The 17,609-nt window shown below is 65.8% G+C and carries 15 protein-coding genes; 13 read left to right on the top strand and 2 right to left on the bottom strand.

Going from position 1 to position 17,609, the window contains the following annotated elements:
* Positions 1-99 precede the first annotated feature (99 nt).
* Entirely contained in the window at positions 100-4,071 is a 3,972-nt protein-coding gene (locus tag ACSYG9_RS02310; protein WP_440125629.1) for a DNA-directed RNA polymerase subunit beta', read from the top strand.
* 136 nt (positions 4,072-4,207) lie between these two features.
* Here ACSYG9_RS02310 and ACSYG9_RS02305 read toward each other — a convergent pair whose 3' ends face one another.
* A complete protein-coding gene (locus tag ACSYG9_RS02305) occupies positions 4,208-4,699 on the bottom strand; it encodes a histidine phosphatase family protein (RefSeq protein WP_440127503.1) in 492 nt (163 codons plus the stop codon).
* 175 nt (positions 4,700-4,874) lie between these two features.
* Here ACSYG9_RS02305 and ACSYG9_RS02300 point away from each other — a divergent pair, with 175 nt between their 5' ends.
* From ACSYG9_RS02300 to ACSYG9_RS02280, 5 genes are all read left to right on the top strand, one after another.
* A complete protein-coding gene (locus tag ACSYG9_RS02300) occupies positions 4,875-6,554 on the top strand; it encodes an FAD-dependent oxidoreductase (protein WP_454842839.1) in 1,680 nt (559 codons plus the stop codon).
* A 150-nt stretch (positions 6,555-6,704) separates the two neighbouring features.
* Positions 6,705-8,225 carry a DHA2 family efflux MFS transporter permease subunit gene (locus ACSYG9_RS02295; RefSeq protein WP_454841026.1) on the top strand — a complete coding sequence of 507 codons (1,521 nt, stop codon included), beginning with the start codon at positions 6,705-6,707 and terminating at the stop codon, positions 8,223-8,225.
* 123 nt (positions 8,226-8,348) lie between these two features.
* Positions 8,349-8,789 (top strand): QcrA and Rieske domain-containing protein, encoded by a 441-nt coding sequence (locus ACSYG9_RS02290; protein WP_454841025.1) that lies wholly within the window; start codon positions 8,349-8,351, stop codon positions 8,787-8,789.
* A gap of 33 nt (positions 8,790-8,822) precedes the next feature.
* Positions 8,823-9,191, top strand: coding sequence for a DUF202 domain-containing protein (locus ACSYG9_RS02285; protein ID WP_440125626.1), 369 nt, complete (start codon positions 8,823-8,825; stop codon positions 9,189-9,191).
* 6 nt (positions 9,192-9,197) lie between these two features.
* Positions 9,198-9,515: a DUF202 domain-containing protein gene (locus tag ACSYG9_RS02280; RefSeq protein WP_440125625.1), complete on the top strand. Its 318-nt coding sequence runs from the start codon at positions 9,198-9,200 to the stop codon at positions 9,513-9,515.
* Here ACSYG9_RS02280 and ACSYG9_RS02275 read toward each other — a convergent pair.
* Positions 9,507-9,929 (bottom strand): PaaI family thioesterase, encoded by a 423-nt coding sequence (locus ACSYG9_RS02275; protein ID WP_454841022.1) that lies wholly within the window; start codon positions 9,927-9,929, stop codon positions 9,507-9,509. The genes ACSYG9_RS02280 and ACSYG9_RS02275 overlap by 9 nt on opposite strands.
* 46 nt (positions 9,930-9,975) lie before the next feature.
* Between ACSYG9_RS02275 and ACSYG9_RS02270 the strand changes: the two genes are divergently transcribed.
* From ACSYG9_RS02270 to ACSYG9_RS02240, 7 genes are all read left to right on the top strand, one after another.
* Positions 9,976-10,905 (top strand): LysR family transcriptional regulator, encoded by a 930-nt coding sequence (locus tag ACSYG9_RS02270; protein ID WP_454841020.1) that lies wholly within the window; start codon positions 9,976-9,978, stop codon positions 10,903-10,905.
* Between the two features lie 135 nt (positions 10,906-11,040).
* On the top strand, positions 11,041-11,472 hold the full coding sequence (locus ACSYG9_RS02265) for a nuclear transport factor 2 family protein (RefSeq protein WP_454841017.1): 432 nt from the start codon (positions 11,041-11,043) through the stop codon (positions 11,470-11,472).
* Between the two features lie 7 nt (positions 11,473-11,479).
* Entirely contained in the window at positions 11,480-12,259 is a 780-nt protein-coding gene (locus ACSYG9_RS02260) for an SDR family oxidoreductase (RefSeq protein WP_440125621.1), read from the top strand.
* 80 nt (positions 12,260-12,339) lie between these two features.
* The gene (locus tag ACSYG9_RS02255) at positions 12,340-13,131 is read left to right on the top strand and encodes a TIGR03084 family metal-binding protein (RefSeq protein ID WP_454841015.1); all 792 of its coding nucleotides are present in this window, start codon (positions 12,340-12,342) and stop codon (positions 13,129-13,131) included.
* 68 nt (positions 13,132-13,199) lie between these two features.
* A complete protein-coding gene (locus ACSYG9_RS02250) occupies positions 13,200-14,855 on the top strand; it encodes an acyclic terpene utilization AtuA family protein (RefSeq protein WP_454841013.1) in 1,656 nt (551 codons plus the stop codon).
* Positions 14,852-16,000, top strand: a complete 1,149-nt coding sequence (locus ACSYG9_RS02245; RefSeq protein WP_454841011.1) for an acyl-CoA dehydrogenase family protein — start codon at positions 14,852-14,854, stop codon at positions 15,998-16,000. Before ACSYG9_RS02250 ends, ACSYG9_RS02245 begins: the two co-directional genes overlap by 4 nt.
* A complete protein-coding gene (locus ACSYG9_RS02240; RefSeq protein ID WP_454841009.1) occupies positions 15,997-17,595 on the top strand; it encodes an acyl-CoA carboxylase subunit beta in 1,599 nt (532 codons plus the stop codon). Before ACSYG9_RS02245 ends, ACSYG9_RS02240 begins: the two co-directional genes overlap by 4 nt.
* Positions 17,596-17,609 lie beyond the last annotated feature (14 nt).

The following is a 17,609-nucleotide window of genomic DNA, read 5'->3' as shown; positions in this document are numbered from 1 at the left end:
GTACGCCACCGAGTCACACCGGCCGCGTACCGCATCGGGCCCCGGCAGCGATAGCGACAACTAGCAGCAACAAAGCCCGCACAGGGGAAAGGAAGTTACGTGCTCGACGTCAACTTCTTCGATGAACTCCGGATCGGTCTGGCCACTGCGGCCGACATCCGTAATTGGTCGTACGGCGAGGTCAAGAAGCCGGAGACCATCAACTACCGCACGCTCAAGCCCGAGAAGGACGGCCTCTTCTGCGAGAAGATCTTCGGCCCCACCCGGGACTGGGAGTGCTACTGCGGTAAGTACAAGCGCGTCCGCTTCAAGGGCATCATCTGCGAACGCTGTGGCGTCGAGGTGACCCGCGCCAAGGTGCGTCGTGAGCGGATGGGCCACATCGAACTGGCCGCACCCGTGACCCACATCTGGTACTTCAAGGGCGTGCCGAGCCGTCTCGGTTACCTCCTCGACCTCGCTCCGAAGGATCTCGAGAAGATCATCTACTTCGCTGCGTACGTCATCACGTCGGTCGACGACGAGCTCCGTCACAACGAGCTCTCGACGCTCGAGGCCGAGATGGAGGTCGAGAAGAAGGGCGTCGCCGACCAGCGCGACGCAGACCTCGAGGCCCGCGCGCAGAAGCTCGAAGCCGATCTGGCCGAGCTCGAGGCCGAAGGCGCCAAGTCGGATGTCCGTCGCAAGGTCAAGGACGGCGGCGAGCGCGAGATGCGTCAGCTGCGCGACCGCGCTCAGCGTGAGCTCGATCGTCTCGACGAGATCTGGACGACCTTCACAAAGCTCGCTCCCAAGCAGCTCATCGTCGACGAGCTGATCTACCGCGAGCTGCAGGACCGCTACGGCGAGTACTTCACCGGCGCGATGGGTGCAGAGGCCATCCAGAAGCTCATCGAGACCTTCGACATCGACGCCGAGGCCGAGCTGCTGCGCGAAATCATCCGCAGCGGCAAGGGGCAGAAGAAGCTCCGTGCGCTCAAGCGTCTCAAGGTCGTGGCGGCATTCCAGCAGTCCGGCAACTCGCCGATGGGCATGGTCCTCGACGCCGTTCCGGTGATCCCGCCGGAGCTGCGCCCGATGGTGCAGCTCGACGGCGGTCGCTTCGCGACCTCCGACCTCAACGACCTGTACCGCCGCGTCATCAACCGGAACAACCGTCTCAAGCGACTGATCGACCTCGGTGCTCCCGAGATCATCGTCAACAACGAGAAGCGGATGCTCCAGGAGTCCGTCGACGCGCTGTTCGACAACGGTCGTCGTGGCCGCCCGGTGACGGGTCCGGGCAACCGCCCGCTCAAGTCGCTGTCCGATCTGCTCAAGGGCAAGCAGGGTCGTTTCCGTCAGAACCTGCTCGGTAAGCGCGTCGATTACTCGGGCCGTTCGGTCATCGTCGTCGGTCCGCAGCTCAAGCTGCACCAGTGCGGTCTGCCGAAGCTCATGGCTCTCGAGCTGTTCAAGCCGTTCGTGATGAAGCGTCTCGTGGACCTGAACCACGCGCAGAACATCAAGTCGGCCAAGCGCATGGTCGAGCGTCAGCGCCCCCAGGTGTGGGATGTCCTCGAAGAGGTCATCAACGAGCACCCGGTCCTGCTCAACCGTGCACCTACGCTGCACCGTCTCGGCATCCAGGCGTTCGAGCCGCAGCTCGTCGAGGGTAAGGCCATTCAGCTGCACCCGCTCGTGTGTGAGGCCTTCAACGCCGACTTCGACGGTGACCAGATGGCCGTGCACCTGCCGCTGTCGGCAGAGGCTCAGGCCGAGGCACGCATCCTGATGCTGTCGTCGAACAACATCCTGTCGCCGGCATCGGGCCGTCCGCTCGCTATGCCCCGTCTCGACATGGTGACGGGTCTGTACCACCTGACCCGCCTCGTCGAGGAAGGGGTAGGCGCGTACAAGCCTGCGTCCGCCGACGAGCCGGAGCAGGGCGTGTACTCGTCGCCGGCCGAGGCCATCATGGCTGTGGACCGGGGCGTGCTCTCGGTGCAGGCCCCCATCCGGGTGCGTCTGTCGCAGCAGCGTCCGCCGCGCGAGATCGAGAACGAACTGTTCCCCGAGGGATGGCGCTACGGCGAGGACTGGCTCGCCGAGACCACGCTCGGTCGCGTGATGTTCAACGAGTTGCTGCCGGCCAACTACGGCTTCGTCAACGACATCATGCCGAAGAAGCGTCAGGCCGGGATCATCAACGATCTCGCCGAGCGCTACCCGATGATCGTTGTCGCACAGACCGTCGACAAGCTCAAGGACGCGGGCTTCTACTGGGCCACGCGTTCGGGCGTGACGATCGCGATGTCGGACGTGCTGGTTCCGCCGGAGAAGAAGGAGATCCTCGAGCGTTACGAGGGTCAGGCCGATTCGATCCAGCGGCAGTACGACCGAGGCAAGCTGTCCGAGGACGAGCGTCGCGATTCACTCGTGAAGCTGTGGCAGGAAGCGACCGAAGAGGTCGGCCAGGTTATGGAGGCGCACTACCCGGACGACAACCCGATCCCGACGATCGTGAAGTCCGGAGCCGCGGGCAACATGACCCAGATCCGCTCGCTGGCGGGTATGAAGGGCCTGGTGACCAACCCGAAGGGCGAGTTCATTCCTCGTCCGATCAAGTCCTCGTTCCGTGAGGGCCTCACCGTCGCCGAGTACTTCATCAACACGCACGGTGCGCGTAAGGGTCTGGCCGATACCGCTCTGCGTACCGCCGACTCGGGTTACCTGACCCGTCGTCTGGTGGACGTCTCGCAGGACGTCATCGTCCGCGAGGTCGACTGTGGCACGCCGCGTGGTATCGAGATGATCATTGCCGAGCCCGAGCGTGACGCACAGGGCAACGAGACCGGCAGGCTCGTCCGCGATGCTCACATCGAGACGAGCACGTACGCTCGCACGCTGGCGACGGACGCAATCGATGCGGCAGGCAACGTCGTGGTCGAGCGCGGCTCCGACCTCGGCGATCCCGCGATCGAGGCTCTCCTCGAGGCCGGTATCCAGAAGGTCAAGGTCCGCTCGGTCCTGACCTGCGACACGGGCACCGGCGTCTGCGCGACCTGCTACGGCCGCTCGATGGCAACGGGCAAGCTCGTCGACATCGGCGAGGCCGTCGGTATCGTCGCTGCCCAGTCGATCGGTGAGCCCGGTACGCAGCTGACGATGCGTACGTTCCACCAGGGTGGTGTCGGTGAGGACATCACGGGCGGTCTGCCCCGTGTCCAGGAGCTGTTCGAAGCCCGTATCCCCAAGGGCAAGGCTCCGATCGCCGACGTCTCCGGACGTATCCGCCTCGAGGACGACGATCGTTTCTACAAGATCACGATCGTCCCCGACGACGGTGGCGAAGAGGTCGTCTACGACAAGCTGTCGAAGCGTCAGCGTCTGCACGTGATCCGCAAGGCCGACGGCACCGAGGGCGTCCTCGGTGACGGCGACCATGTGGACGTCGGTCAGCAGCTCCTCGAAGGTGCTGCCGATCCGCACGAGGTGCTGCGCGTGATGGGTCCCCGCCAGGTTCAGATCCACTTGGTCCACGAGGTCCAGGAGGTCTACCGGAGCCAGGGTGTGTCTATCCACGACAAGCACATCGAGACCATCGTCCGTCAGATGCTGCGTCGCGTGACGATCATCGATTCGGGCGCGACGGAGTTCCTGCCCGGCTCGCTCGTCGAGCGCAGCGAGTTCGAGGCCGCGAACCGTCGTGTGGTCCAGGAAGGTGGCGAGCCGGCTGCCGGTCGCCCCGTTCTCATGGGCATCACGAAGGCGTCGCTGGCCACCGACTCGTGGCTGTCGGCGGCGTCGTTCCAGGAGACCACTCGTGTGCTGACCGATGCGGCCATCAACTGCCGCTCGGACAAGCTGATCGGTCTCAAGGAGAACGTGATCATCGGCAAGCTGATCCCGGCCGGTACCGGCATCAACAAGTACCGGAACATCCAGGTTCAGCCCACCGAGGAGGCTCGTGCCGCCGCATACGCCATCCCGGCGTACGACGACCAGTACTACTCACCGGACGGTTTCGGCCAGAACACCGGTGCTGCAGTGCCTCTGGATGACTACGGTTACTCCAACGACTACCGGTAGTTCGCTGCCGTAGTCACAAAGGTCCCGCCCTCTCTCTTCAGGGCGGGACCTTTGTGGTTTCCGGGATATTGTCCGTAGGGAGCGTCGCTCTGACGCGCAGTATTGCTGTGCCGCTCAGTGTGCGATGTGAAAACGCTCAGCGTGCGATGTGAAAGTCCGTCAGCTCGGCGCGGCCCGGCTCGAGGTCGTCCCAGCTGCCTCGAACGGTGAGGACCGCGAGCGCTGAGGTCGGAAACTTCTCGGAGAGTTGCTGGGCGATGTCGCTGCTGTGGTCTGTGGCCAGGCTCAGAGCCGTCTCGGACAGCGACGGCTCGTGCCCTACCACGAGCAAGGTGTGAATTTCCGGGTCCATCGAGCGGATCTCCGCGACAACGGCCTCGGGAGTGGCCCCGTAGAGCGCCGCGCGATAGTCGACGGGTGCGTCGATCGTCGCTTCGGCGAGGGTTTTGCGCGTGCGTGTCGCGTCGGAGCACAGCACTGCGTCGATTTCAGGCAGGTTGGCTCGCATCCATCGACCGGCGAGACCTGCTTCTCGGCGGCCGCGTGGAGAGAGGGGGCGCTCGTGATCGTCCACGTCGTCCGGGTACGCGGACTTCCCGTGGCGAAGCAGGATCAGGGTGCGGGGCATCATCGCTCCACCGTAGGGGCTGCGTGCCCGAACCGGAACGTCGACTCCGGCTTTTGATGTCGATCCGGCGGACCGGCCTTGCGGAGGGTGCGAATGCACGACTACAGTTCAGGTAACTGTTACAGCGTGTTACATGAAAATGCGGCTGTGCCGCCCACCCCTCGAGGATCTCGCCATGGCCTACGTCATCACCCAGACGTGCTGCAACGACGCAAGCTGCGTCGCCGTCTGCCCGGTCAATTGCATTCACCCCACCCCCGACGAGCGTGAATTCGGGTCGGCGGAGATGCTTCATATCGACCCGCAGACCTGTATCGACTGTGGTGCATGTGCCGACGCATGCCCGGTCGAAGCCATCCTTCCCGACGACAAGCTCGAACCGTCCCAGGCCCGGTTCGCCGAGATCAACGCCGACTACTACCGCGCGCATCCCATGCCGGAGGGCTGGAATCCTCTCGTGCCGACACCGGCTGCGCCGCGGGATCGCGGAACACTGCGCGTCGCGGTCGTCGGCGCCGGTCCCGCGGCCTGCTATGCGACGCAGGAACTGCTCGAACGATCCGATGTCGAGGTCGAGATGTTCGATCGGCTGCCGACCCCGTTCGGACTGGTTCGCGCCGGCGTCGCGCCCGATCATCCCGGTACGAAGGCGGTCACCGAGTCATTCGAGTGGTCCTTCCGCCGAGACGCCTTCGCATTGCACCTCGACACGGAGATCGGCCGCGACCTCACCCACGCGGAGCTGCTCGACCACCACCACGCGGTGGTGTATGCGGTGGGCGCCTCCGCCGACCGTCGCCTCGGCATTCCCGGCGAAGATCTCGAGGGCAGCCACGCAGCCACGGAATTCGTAGCCTGGTACAACGGCCATCCCGACTATGCGAACCGCACCTTCGATCTGTCCGGTGAACGCGCCGTCATCGTCGGCAACGGCAACGTCGCAATCGATGTCGCCCGTATCCTCGCGATGGACGTCGAGGACCTCGCGCGCACCGACATCGCCGATCACGCCCTCGAGGCGCTGCGGCACAGCAATATCCGTGAGATCGTTCTCCTCGGCCGCAGAGGGCCTGCGCAGGCCGCGTACAGCAACCCCGAATTCCTCGCGCTCGGCGAGCTCGAGGGTGTGGACATCGTCATCGACGAAGCCGACCTGGAACTCGACGAGGCCGGCGCGAACGCTGTGGCGAGCGATCCCGCCGTGGCGATGCGCGTGCAGCTCGCGCGTGAGTACGCGGGGAGCGAGGTGCGGGAGGGCAATCGGCGCATAGTCTTCCGCTACCGCGCCGTGCCCGCGGAGGTGCTCGGCACGGACCGCGTCGACGGCGTCCGGGTCGCGCGCACCGAGCTGGTCGAAGATTCCGAGGGCGCGCTCGTTGCGCGGGTGACCGATGACGTCGATGACATCGACGCGGGACTCGTACTGCGGTCGATCGGCTATCGAGGTGTGCCCGTTCCCGATCTGCCGTTCGACGACCGGCGTGCCGTCGTCCCCAGTGCCGGTGGCCGCGTAGACGCCGGTGTCTATGTCACCGGTTGGATCAAGCGCGGGCCGAGCGGCGTCATCGGCACCAACAAGGCCTGCGCCAAGGAAACCGTGGCCACGTTACTCGCCGATTTCGACTCGGGTCGGCTGGCACCGCCGCGGGGCGACCGCCGGAGTCTCGGGAAGCTTCTCGCCGAGCGGCGCCCGGATCGCGTCGACCTCGACGGGTGGCGGGCCATCGACGCTGCGGAACGCGCTGCGGGTCGCGCGAGCGGCCGGCCACGAATCAAGATCACAGAGCGGGCGGCGCTCATCGAACTCGGTCGTCGCCGCCGTCGTCTTCCTCTGATCGGGGCCGTGCGGCGATAAATCCGTTGGGCGCGTTGGCTCATCGTCGCTAAGATCGGCACTCGGCGCGCACGCGTTCCGGTATCTGCCACGACCACCGGCGCTCTCTCGCGCGGGCCTGCCACCTCGATTCCAATCAGGCGGAAGCCTTTGCATTCATCGGAGTAGCCTATGACAGCGCCACCTGCAGGTTCTTCGGCCTCGGACACGAAGCTCGACGCGGCAGTCCTGAAAATCGCATCGGTGGTGGTGCTCGGTGCCATCATGTCGATCCTCGACGTCACCGTCGTCTCTGTCGCGCTTCCGACCTTCATGTCGGAATTCCAGGCGAGCTATGCGACGGTCGCATGGACGATGACCGGCTACACCCTCGCCCTCGCCAGTGTGATTCCGCTCACTGGATGGGCGGCCGATCGGTTCGGTACCAAGCGCCTGTACCTCACCGCTCTCGTTCTGTTCGTGGCCGGCTCGGTTCTGTGCAGCCTCGCGTGGGATGTCACCTCGCTGATCGGATTCCGCGTCCTCCAGGGCTTCGGCGGCGGCATGCTCATGCCCCTGGGCATGACGATCATGACGCGGGCTGCGGGTCCACAGCGCGTCGGTCGCGTCATGGCGGTCCTCGGTATCCCGATGCTGCTCGGTCCCATCGGCGGCCCCATCCTCGGTGGCTGGCTGATCGACGTGGCGAGCTGGCACTGGATCTTCCTCATCAACCTCCCGATCGGTGCCGTCGCGCTGATCACGGCCTTCGTCGTGCTCCCGAAGGATTCACCGAAGAAGTCCGAATCGTTCGACTTCGTCGGAATGCTGCTGTTGTCGCCGGGCCTTGCGCTGTTCCTGTTCGGCGTGTCGTCGCTGCCGGAGACCGGCACGGTCGCATCGGCTCGGGTTCTCGTTCCCGGCATAGTCGGGGTCGCGCTCATCGGCGCGTTCGTGTACCACGCGGTACGCACCGACCACCCGCTCATCGACCTGAAGTTGTTCAAGAACCGCCAGCTCACCTTTGCGGTCCTCACCATGACGGTCTTCGCGATCGGCTTCTTCGGTGCCGGCCTGCTGTTCCCGAGCTATTTCCTCCAGGTGCACGGCGAAACGACACTCATGGCCGGGCTGCTTCTCGCGCCGCAGGGACTCGGCGCGATGCTCACGATGCCCATCGCCGGACAGCTGGTCGACCGCATCGGGCCCGGCAAGATCGTGCTGGTCGGTCTTGTGCTCATCATCGCGGGCATGTCCGTGTTCACGCAGGTCGGTGTCGACACCGGCTATCCGCTCCTGCTCGGGGCACTGTTCGTCATGGGAATGGGCATGGGCTGCACCATGATGCCCACGATGACCGCTGCCTTGCAGACACTCACCGATCACAGCATCGCGCGCGGCTCGACGTTGATGAACATCGTCCAGCAGGCGGCGGGCTCGATCGGTACGGCCACGATGTCCGTGATTCTCACCAGCCGGATCATCGCCCCCGAGGGGGCGCCCGAAGGGACGACCGGTCAACCCGACGCAGAGATGCTCGCGCAGCTTCCACCGGAGGTGCAGCAGACCGTCCTCGGTTCGCTCGCCGACGCCTTCGGCGACACCTTTCTCGTGGCGATGCTCGTCATGGTGGTCGCATTGATTCCCGCGGCGTTCCTGCCGCGTACGAAGTCGGTCCAGCCGACCGATCCGACGGCTGTCTCGATGCACTGAGTCGTTCTCGATGCACTGAGTCGTTCGAAGTCGACGGTGGTCGTGATGTATGTCGCGGCCCCCGTCGTCGTCGCGCGACTACGCTGAGTCGGGATGTGTCAGCGATCGGAACGGACAGTGTGAATGAGTAGCGACCTCTCCCCGATGCCCCGGCGAGCCGTGTTGTCGAGCGCAGGCACCGCGTTGGTGGCGGGAACACTGACCGCGTGCGGTGCATCGACGTCGCAGGAACCGGAGGCGGAGCCGGTCGCAACGACCACCGCGCCTCCCGGGCCGGAAGCCGAGGTCGTCGCGGCCGTGACCGACGTGCCCGTCGGCAGTGGCGTGTTTCTCGACGGGAAACGACTCGTTGTCACCCAGCCGACGGCAGGCGACTTTCACGCGTTCGTTGCGATCTGTACCCACCAGGGGTGCAACATCACGGAAGTGGAGGACGACCTGATCGTGTGCCGATGCCACGGAAGTAAGTTCGCACTCGATGGGGTACCGGTGGCTGGGCCCGCGAAGAGGCCGTTGAAGTCGCGTCCCGCGCAGGCCCGCGGTGCGGATGTGGTCGTCGGCTGACCTGCCGCGGAAGGACCGGATAGAGTCCGCCGTGTGAGGACGACACAACGAGACCGGAGGCCGCGGGCCCTGCGCGAGGGTGCCGATCCCGACCCGCGGTTCACGCTCGCCAACGAACGCACCTTCCTCGCGTGGGTCCGGACCGCTCTGGGTCTCATCGCAGCGGCAGTGGCGCTGGAGACTTTCGCCGGCGAGATCATCGACCCGGTCCTGCGCACGGTAGTCGCGTGTGTGTTGCTGGCGTTCGCGGTCGTGCTCGTCGTTGCTTCGGTGATGCGTTGGATCAGCGTGGAAAGCGCGATGCGGGCCGGTCTGCCCTTGCCGTTCCCCTGGATCGCGTATCTGCTTGCCGGGTTGCTCGCAGTTGCCGCGATAGTTCTGGCCGTGGCGATCGTGGTGTGATCGCGCGTGCGCCATGACGACCCGGGCCTGCAGCCCGAACGCAGTTCCCTGGCGTGGCTTCGCACCGAGATCGTGCTCGGTGCGATCATCCTGGGTTTCATGCGATTGGCGCCTGGTCCGGGTCCCGTAGTGGCCGCGATCGGGCTGGCGTGCCTGGTCCCGGTCCTGGTGTTGTTGTTCACCTCGCGAGAGGGGCATCGCGCGCGAGTGCGTGGAATGGACAGCGGCAACGGCATCTACTTTCTGTGGCGCAACCTGCTGCTCGCAGGCACCGTTGCAACTCTCGGGAGCTGTGCTCTGGTCCTGATGTTGCTCTCAGCGTGAAATTTCGATCAGCCGGGCGCCACCCTGGGCCGCCGCGCACACCTTCTCCGAACCGTCTTCGGCGACCACGATGATCTCGCTCCGGCACAGCGCCCGGCGCTTCGAGGATTCGACGACGCGAGCGTGGGCGCGCAGCAGAGTGCCTTGTGCGGGACGCAGGTAGTCGATGGAAAATCCGGTTGTGACTATCGACGGTCCGAGCACGGTGCCTGCGGCGAATGTGATCGCATTGTCCGCTGCGTACGACAGAACTCCGCCGTGTGCGAATCCGAACTGCTGGAGCAGTTCGGGTCGCAGCGGAATTTCGAGCGACACGCCCTCCCGGCCGTAGGCCGACAGTTGTGCGCCGATCAGGACGCTGAACGGTTGCGCGGCGAGGACGTCTCGGGCCCGCTCGATACCGAATGACGACATGGCCGCATTCTGCCTCAGCGACGGATGGCTGGCATATCGTTTCTGCATGACCGAGTGGCCGGATCTCGCAGCGCTGGAGTTGCTCGTCGGCATCGACGACCACGGGGGTCTCGGGGCCGCGGCCCGGAGGGTGGGGATCGCGCAGCCGAACGCCACGCGATCGGTCAGGCGTCTCGAGAAGCAACTCGGTGCCGTGCTCGTGAAGCGCGGCCGGTCCGGATCGGTTCTCACCCCGGAGGGCACGGTGGTTGCGCACTGGGCCAGGGAAGTTCTCGCAGACGCGCACCGACTGCTCGATGCGGCAGCGGCGCTCAGCGCCGAAGATCATCCCGAACTCGTGGTCGCGTCTTCGATGACCGTCGCCGAACACCTGATCCCGCCATGGCTCGGTGCCTTCCGTGCGGTCCACGACGACGTCCAGATCCAGTTGCAGGTACACAACTCCATGCAGGTGTGCGACATCGCTGCGGCGGGCGGATGCGACGTCGGATTCGTGGAGGGTCCCAGTGTCCCCACCGGTCTGCACAGTGTGGAAGTGGCGCGCGACGAGCTGGTCGTCGTGGTGGCACCGGGCCATCCGTGGGCACGCCGTCGTCGGCCACTCACGGTGGCCGAACTCGCTGCGACGCCCCTGGTGGTGCGCGAGGAAGGATCCGGCACACGACGCACCCTCGACCTCGCATTGCAGGAGTACCAGCGGCCACCTCCACTGCTCGAACTGGGTAGCGGAGCGGCGGTGCGCACCAGCGCACTCGGTGGGGTGGGGCCGGCCGTGCTGAGTACCTTCGCCGTCGCCGACCATGTCGCGTCCGGGCAGCTGAAAGTGGTCGGTGTAGAGGGGTTGGATCTCTCGCGGGTGTTGCGCGCGGTGTGGCGACCTCCGCGCGTTCTCCAGGGTCCCGCGGGCGAACTCCTGCGCATGATCGTCCGGTCCAGGCGGACCGGAGCGGCCCGGGGGAGCACCGACGCACCGTGACGGACCGGTCTTTCCAGGGAATCCGGCCGGAAATACCTCTGTGTGGGATTTGCTCCCGAAGTCCCGTTGTACTCCTTGTACGGTCGCAGCGGCTCATGCAGGCCGCACCCGAACGACACAGGAGGAAGCATCGCCGTGGACTATGTGGAACGGGCCGCACGGATCACCCTCGTCACGAATGCCATCTCGTGCCTTGCCCAGGCAGCGGATTTCGGAACTCTGGAGGAATACGGCTCGCTCCTTTCGGCGGACATCGTGTGGGAATTTCCCGGTGGTGGAGGCTCCGGGCTCGTGGCCCAGGTGCGACGGGGACGCGAGGATGCGTTGGCAGGCGCCAGGGAACGGCGGGCCGACGGTGTCCAGGGGCCCGGTACGGGAACAATGCATGTGATCACGAATGTGTCGGTGGATCCCGCCGGCGACGATGCGACATCGATGGCGTACTGGCACTTCGTCACGGGGGTCGGCGGTACCCCGGTTATCCGGTCGAGCGGTGTCTATCGCGACCGTTTCGTCCGCACCGCGAGTGGTTGGCAGCTCACACACCGGAGGATCAGTGTCGACTGAGCAGGGTGTGAGCACTGCGGACCGCGGCGAGGCGGGGCGGGGGACGGTCCTGGTGACCGGTGGCACCGGCGGGATCGGTGCCGAGATCTGCCGAAGTTTCGCCGCAGCCGGCCATGACGTGGCCTTCACGTATCGAAGCCGGGTGGAGGCGGCCGAGCAGTTGGCCGCGGAACTCCGTGGTCTCGGCGTCGTCAGCAGAGCCGACGCCCTGGACTTGTCCGATTCCGAGGCAACCGTCCGTTGGGTGCGTAGCGTCTGCGAACAGTTCGACGGAGTCTGCATCGTCGTGCATGCTGCAGGCCCGCACATTCCGATGATGCACCTGTCGGGAGTATCGCCAGCGCAATTCGGTGCGGCGGTGGATGGCGAGACCAAGGCGTTCTTCAACCTCGTGTCCGCGGTCCTTCCGGCACTGCGTCGCACGAAGGGAGCGGTCGTGGCCGTCACCACCGCGGCGACAACACGCTACCCGGTCCGGGACGGGCTCTCTGCGGGGCCGAAGGCTGCGGTCGAATCACTCGTGCGGGCGTTTGCGGCGGAGGAGGGCCGATTCGGGGTGCGATTCAACAGCGTGGGGCCCGGAATGCTCGTCGACGGTATGGCGGACCGGCTCATCTCGTCCGGCGATCTCGACGAACACGCTCTCGAAGTGACCAGGCGGAACATTCCGTTGCGCCGCTTCGGGAACGCTCGCGACATTGCTGAGGCGGTGTTGTTCCTCGCGTCCGATCGCGCCGGATTCATCAGTGGGCAGAAGCTCGACGTAGACGGTGGATACGGGGTCTGATTTCCGCTCGGGCCTGAAGCCTTCGCAAAAAACAATCAAGAGTGCTTGATTTATCTGCGGGCTCATGTGACGCTGGTCGCATGGCGGACTTGCCCGGGCTCTTCGACGACCTACGCGCCGAAGGCGATGCCCTCGATTCACTCGTGACCGATCTGTCCGACGACGACTGGCGTCGCGACACCCCGGCGGCGGGATGGACCGTGGCGCACCAGATAGGCCACCTGCTGTGGACCGATCGTGCGGCACTCACCGCGGTCACCGATGCCGCCGCGTTCGTCGCCGAGATCGCGCAAATCACCGACGCAACGACATTCGTCGACGAAGGCGCGGGTGAGTATGCGGCCCTGCCGTCTCAGGACCTACTCGCCGAGTGGCGGCACTGCCGCGAATCCCTCGGCCGTGCCCTTGCCGACGTCCCCGCGGGGGTGAAGATCCCGTGGTATGGGCCGCCTATGTCGGCGGCATCGATGGCGACGGCGCGGCTCATGGAGACCTGGGCGCACGGAGGTGACGTCGCGGCGGCGCTCGGGACGGCACCCAGGCCGACGTCACGCCTGCGACACGTTGCGCACATCGGTGTCCGCACTCGCGACTTCGCGTTCGTCCTCCGCGACCGCGCGGTCCCGACGGAGCCGTTTCGCGTCGAGCTCGCCGCACCGGACGGCAGCACCTGGACCTGGGGGCCGGCCGAAGCTGCGCAATCGGTGACCGGTCCGGCTCTCGACTTCTGCCTGCTCGTCACGCAGCGTGTGCACCGCAGCGACACTGCGCTCGTCGCACGCGGGCCGGACGCCGACGCCTGGCTCGACATCGCGCAGGCATTCGCGGGACCGCCCGGATCCGGACGCGAACAAAGTGGGAAAGCACAGTGAATCGAGAGCGCTCCGCCGTAGTGCGAATCGGTAATTGCTCCGGTTTCTATGGAGATCGCTTGTCGGCGATGCGTGAAATGCTCGAGGGCGGTGAACTCGACTACCTGACCGGCGACTACCTTGCCGAACTGACCATGCTCATTCTGGGCCGCGACCGGATGAAGGATCCCGCCACCGGCTACGCCAAGACATTCCTGCGTCAAGCCGAAGAGTGCATGGGTCTTGCGTTGGACAAGGGTGTGCGTCTGGTTGCGAACGCGGGTGGACTCAACCCCACGGGTCTCGCTGCAGCACTGCGCGATCTCGCGGACACGCTCGGACTCGCTCCGAACATCGCTCACGTCGAAGGTGACGATCTCATCGCCCGCGTCGACGATCTCGGCCTGACCACCGATCCTCCGCCGCTCACCGCGAACGCGTATCTCGGTGCGTGGGGCATTGTCGACTGCCTGAACTCCGGAGCCGATATCGTCATTACGGGACGCGTTACCGACGCCTCCGTCATCGTCGGCCCCGCCGCTGCGCACTTCGGCTGGGCCCGAGACCGATTCGATGCACTGGCCGGTGCGGTGGCGGCCGGACACGTGATCGAATGCGGAACCCAGGCCACCGGCGGTAACTACGCGTTCTTCACCGAACTCGACGATCTCGACCGGCCGGGATTCCCGATCGCCGAGATCGAGGCCGACGGATCGTCGACGATCACCAAACACCCCGGGGCGGGTGGTGCGGTCACCGTGGGAACCGTGACAGCGCAACTGTTGTACGAAGTCACGGGCGGGCGTTACGCAGGCCCCGACGTCACCACACGTATCGATACTGTCCGGCTCGATCAGGTCGGCCCCGACCGCGTCAGGCTCTCCGGCGTGCGCGGTGAGGCGCCACCGCCCACGCTCAAGGTGTGCCTCAACGCGCTGGCCGGATTCCACAATCAGGCCGAGTTCGTTCTCACCGGACTCGACATCGAGGCCAAGGCGCAACTCGTGCGACGCCAGGTCGAAGCGAATCTTCCGGCCCGCCCCGCAGAGCTGGAATGGACGCTCGCCCGCACCGACCACGCCGACGCCGACACCGAGGAAGCCGCGAGTGCGGTGCTGCGTTGCACCGCCCGCGACCCCGACCCGAAGGTCGTTGGACGCGGATTCACATCCACTGCAGTGGAATTCGCGCTCGCGGGGTACCCTGGCTTCTTTCTCACCGCGCCACCCGGATCCGGCAATGCCTACGGCGTGTACACGGCTGGCTACGTCGACGCCGCACAGGTTCCCCACGTGGCCGTTCTTCCCGACGGAGCACGCGTCGAGGTGCCGGCTGCAGAGCAGACCCGGACACTCGACCCACTCGATGCACCCGAATTGCCTGCGCCGCTCCCCGACGGTCCCACCCGTCGCGCACCGCTCGGCGCAGTGGCCGGCGCACGCAGCGGCGACAAGGGAGGAGACGCCAACATCGGTGTGTGGGTTCGTAGCGACGACGAGTGGCGCTGGCTTGCACACACTCTCACCGTCGAGGCCGTCAAGGCACTTCTCCCCGAAACCGAACCGCTCACCGTCACTCGCCACCTGCTGCCGAATCTGCGGGCCGTGAACTTCGTGATCGAAGGAATCCTCGGCCGCGGTGTCGCATCCCGCGCGCGATTCGACCCGCAGGCCAAGGGTCTCGGCGAGTGGTTGCGGGCCCGCTACCTCGATATCCCGATCACCTTCCTGGAGGACCACACGTGAGCATCTGGAACACCCCCGAACGTCGTGCACTGCGCGAGACCGTGGCCGGTTTCGTCGAACGCGACGTACTGCCGTACCTCGACGAGTGGGAACGGGACGGCGAACTTCCTCGTGAACTCCACAAGAAGGCGGCAGCACTCGGGTTACTCGGCGTGGGTTTCTCCGAAGAGGTCGGCGGCTCCGGGGGAGACAGCGCCGACACCCTCACGGTGTGCGAGGCATTCCACGAGGCCGGCGCTTCCGGCGGTGCGTTCGCGTCGCTGTTCACCTGCGGCATCGCCCTGCCCCACCTGATTGCTGCGGGCAATCCCGACCAGATCGACCGATGGGTGAAGCCCACACTCGCGGGCGAGCTCATCGGGTCGCTCGCGATCACCGAACCCGGCGGCGGATCCGACGTCGGGAACCTGACCACCACCGCGGTGCGCGACGGTGACCACTACATCGTCAACGGCGCCAAGACGTACATCACGTCCGGCTGCCGCGCCGATTTCGTCGTCACCGCCGTCCGGACCGGCGGATCGGGCGCGAGTGGCGTCTCGCTGCTCGTGATCGAAAAGGGCACACCGGGGTTCACGGTATCCCGCAAGCTCGACAAGATGGGCTGGCGTGCCTCCGATACGGCCGAATTGTCATTCGTCGACGTCCGGGTTCCGGTCACCAACCTCGTGGGCGCCGAGAACTCCGGATTCTTCCAGATCGCCCAAGGTTTCGTGTCCGAACGGATCGCGCTTGCTGCCCAGGCCTATTCGGGCGCCCAGCGGTGCCTCGATCTGACCGTCGCATGGTGCCGCGAACGGGAGACGTTCGGACGCCCGTTGATCACTCGCCAGGCCGTGCAGCGCACCCTGTCCGACATGACGCGCAGGATCGACGTCGCGCGCGTCTATTCGCGGGCACTCGTCGAACGGGCCGTCGGTGGCGACCTGGACCTCATCGCCGAGGTGTGTTTCGCGAAGAACACGGCGGTCGACGCCGGTGAATGGGTTGCGCACCAGGCGGTCCAGCTCTTCGGTGGACTCGGCTACATGGCGGAGTCCGAAGTGGAACGCCAGTACCGCGACATGCGCATTCTCGGTATCGGCGGAGGTACCAGCGAGATCCTCATCGAACTTGCCGCGAAGCGATTGGGGTACCACGGGTGAGCATACTGCCATCGTCCCTCGATCCCGCCTCCGTCGAATTCTGTGCTGCCGCCGACGCGACGCGCGAGCGCCTCGCAGACCTGGACGCCGAGAACTTCAAGGCGCTTGCGGGCGGCGGCGAGAAGTACGTCCGCAGGCACCACGATCGCGGCAAACTTCTGCCCCGGGAGCGGATCGAACTGCTGGTCGATCCGGATTCGCCCTTCCTCGAACTCTCGTCTCTCGCGGCCTGGGGCACCGAGTTCCCCGTCGGGGCCAGTGTGGTCACGGGTATCGGCGTCGTCGAAGGTGTCGAGTGCGTGATAGTCGCAAACGACCCGACGGTGCGCGGCGGCACCAGTAACCCGTGGACCCTGCGCAAGAGTCTGCGCGCCAACGATATCGCTCTCCAGAACCGGATGCCGCTGATCTCACTCGTGGAATCGGGAGGGGCCGATCTACCTACCCAGAAAGAGGTGTTCATTCCGGGCGGCCGACTCTTCCGCGACCTCACGCGCTTGTCTGCCGCCGGTATCCCCACCATCGCCTTGGTATTCGGCAACTCCACTGCCGGTGGCGCCTACATACCCGGGATGTCCGATCACGTCGTCATGATCAAGGAGCGGTCCAAGGTCTTTCTGGCCGGACCCCCGCTCGTGAAGATGGCCACGGGTGAAGAATCCGACGACGAAGCACTCGGCGGTGCCGAAATGCACGCCCGCACATCAGGTTCGGCCGACTACTTCGCGGTCGACGAACACGATGCGGTGCGCCTCGGGCGCAACATCGTGCGGAGACTCAACCACCGCAAGCGCGGGCCCGCGGCCGTTCCGAATGCGCTCGAACCCCGGTACGACGCGGAAGAGCTGATCGGGATCGTGCCCGGCGACCTCAAGCGGCCCTTCGACCCGCACGAGGTGATAGCCCGGATCGTCGACGACTCCGATTTCGACGAGTTCAAACCTCTGTACGGGTCGTCGCTCGTCACCGGATGGGCACAGCTGCACGGATTCCCGGTCGGCATACTCGCCAACGCCCGGGGTGTGCTGTTCAACGAGGAATCGCAGAAGGCCGCCCAGTTCATCCAGCTGGCGAATCGTGCGGACACGCCACTGCTGTTCTTGCACAACACCACCGGGTACATGGTCGGACGCGAGTACGAGGAACGCGGAATGATCAAACACGGTGCAATGATGATCAACGCGGTCGCCAACTCGACCGTGCCGCACATCTCGATCCTGCTCGGCGCATCGTACGGAGCAGGGCACTACGGCATGTGCGGGCGTGCTTTCGACCCGCGTTTTCTCTTCGCGTGGCCGAGTGCGCGATCGGCGGTGATGGGTGGTGCGCAACTTGCCGGCGTCATTTCGATCGTCGGACGCGCCGCAGCCGAGGCCCGGGGCCAGGCGTTCGACGAAGCTGCGGACGAGGCGATGCGGGCCGCAATCGAGAACCAGATCGAGGCGGAATCACTGCCGATGTTCCTGTCCGGACGGCTCTACGACGACGGCATCATCGACCCCCGCGACACCCGCACCGTGGTGGGCATGTGCCTTTCGGCCATCGCCACCGCGCCGATCGAGGGCGCCGACAGCTTCGGCGTCTTCCGGATGTGAGGCAGACCGTGACC

This window comes from Rhodococcus sp. SJ-2 (genome assembly GCF_053750035.1).
The sequence above is the reverse complement of the archived record's forward strand: the minus strand, read 5'-3'. Positions and strand labels throughout refer to the sequence as shown.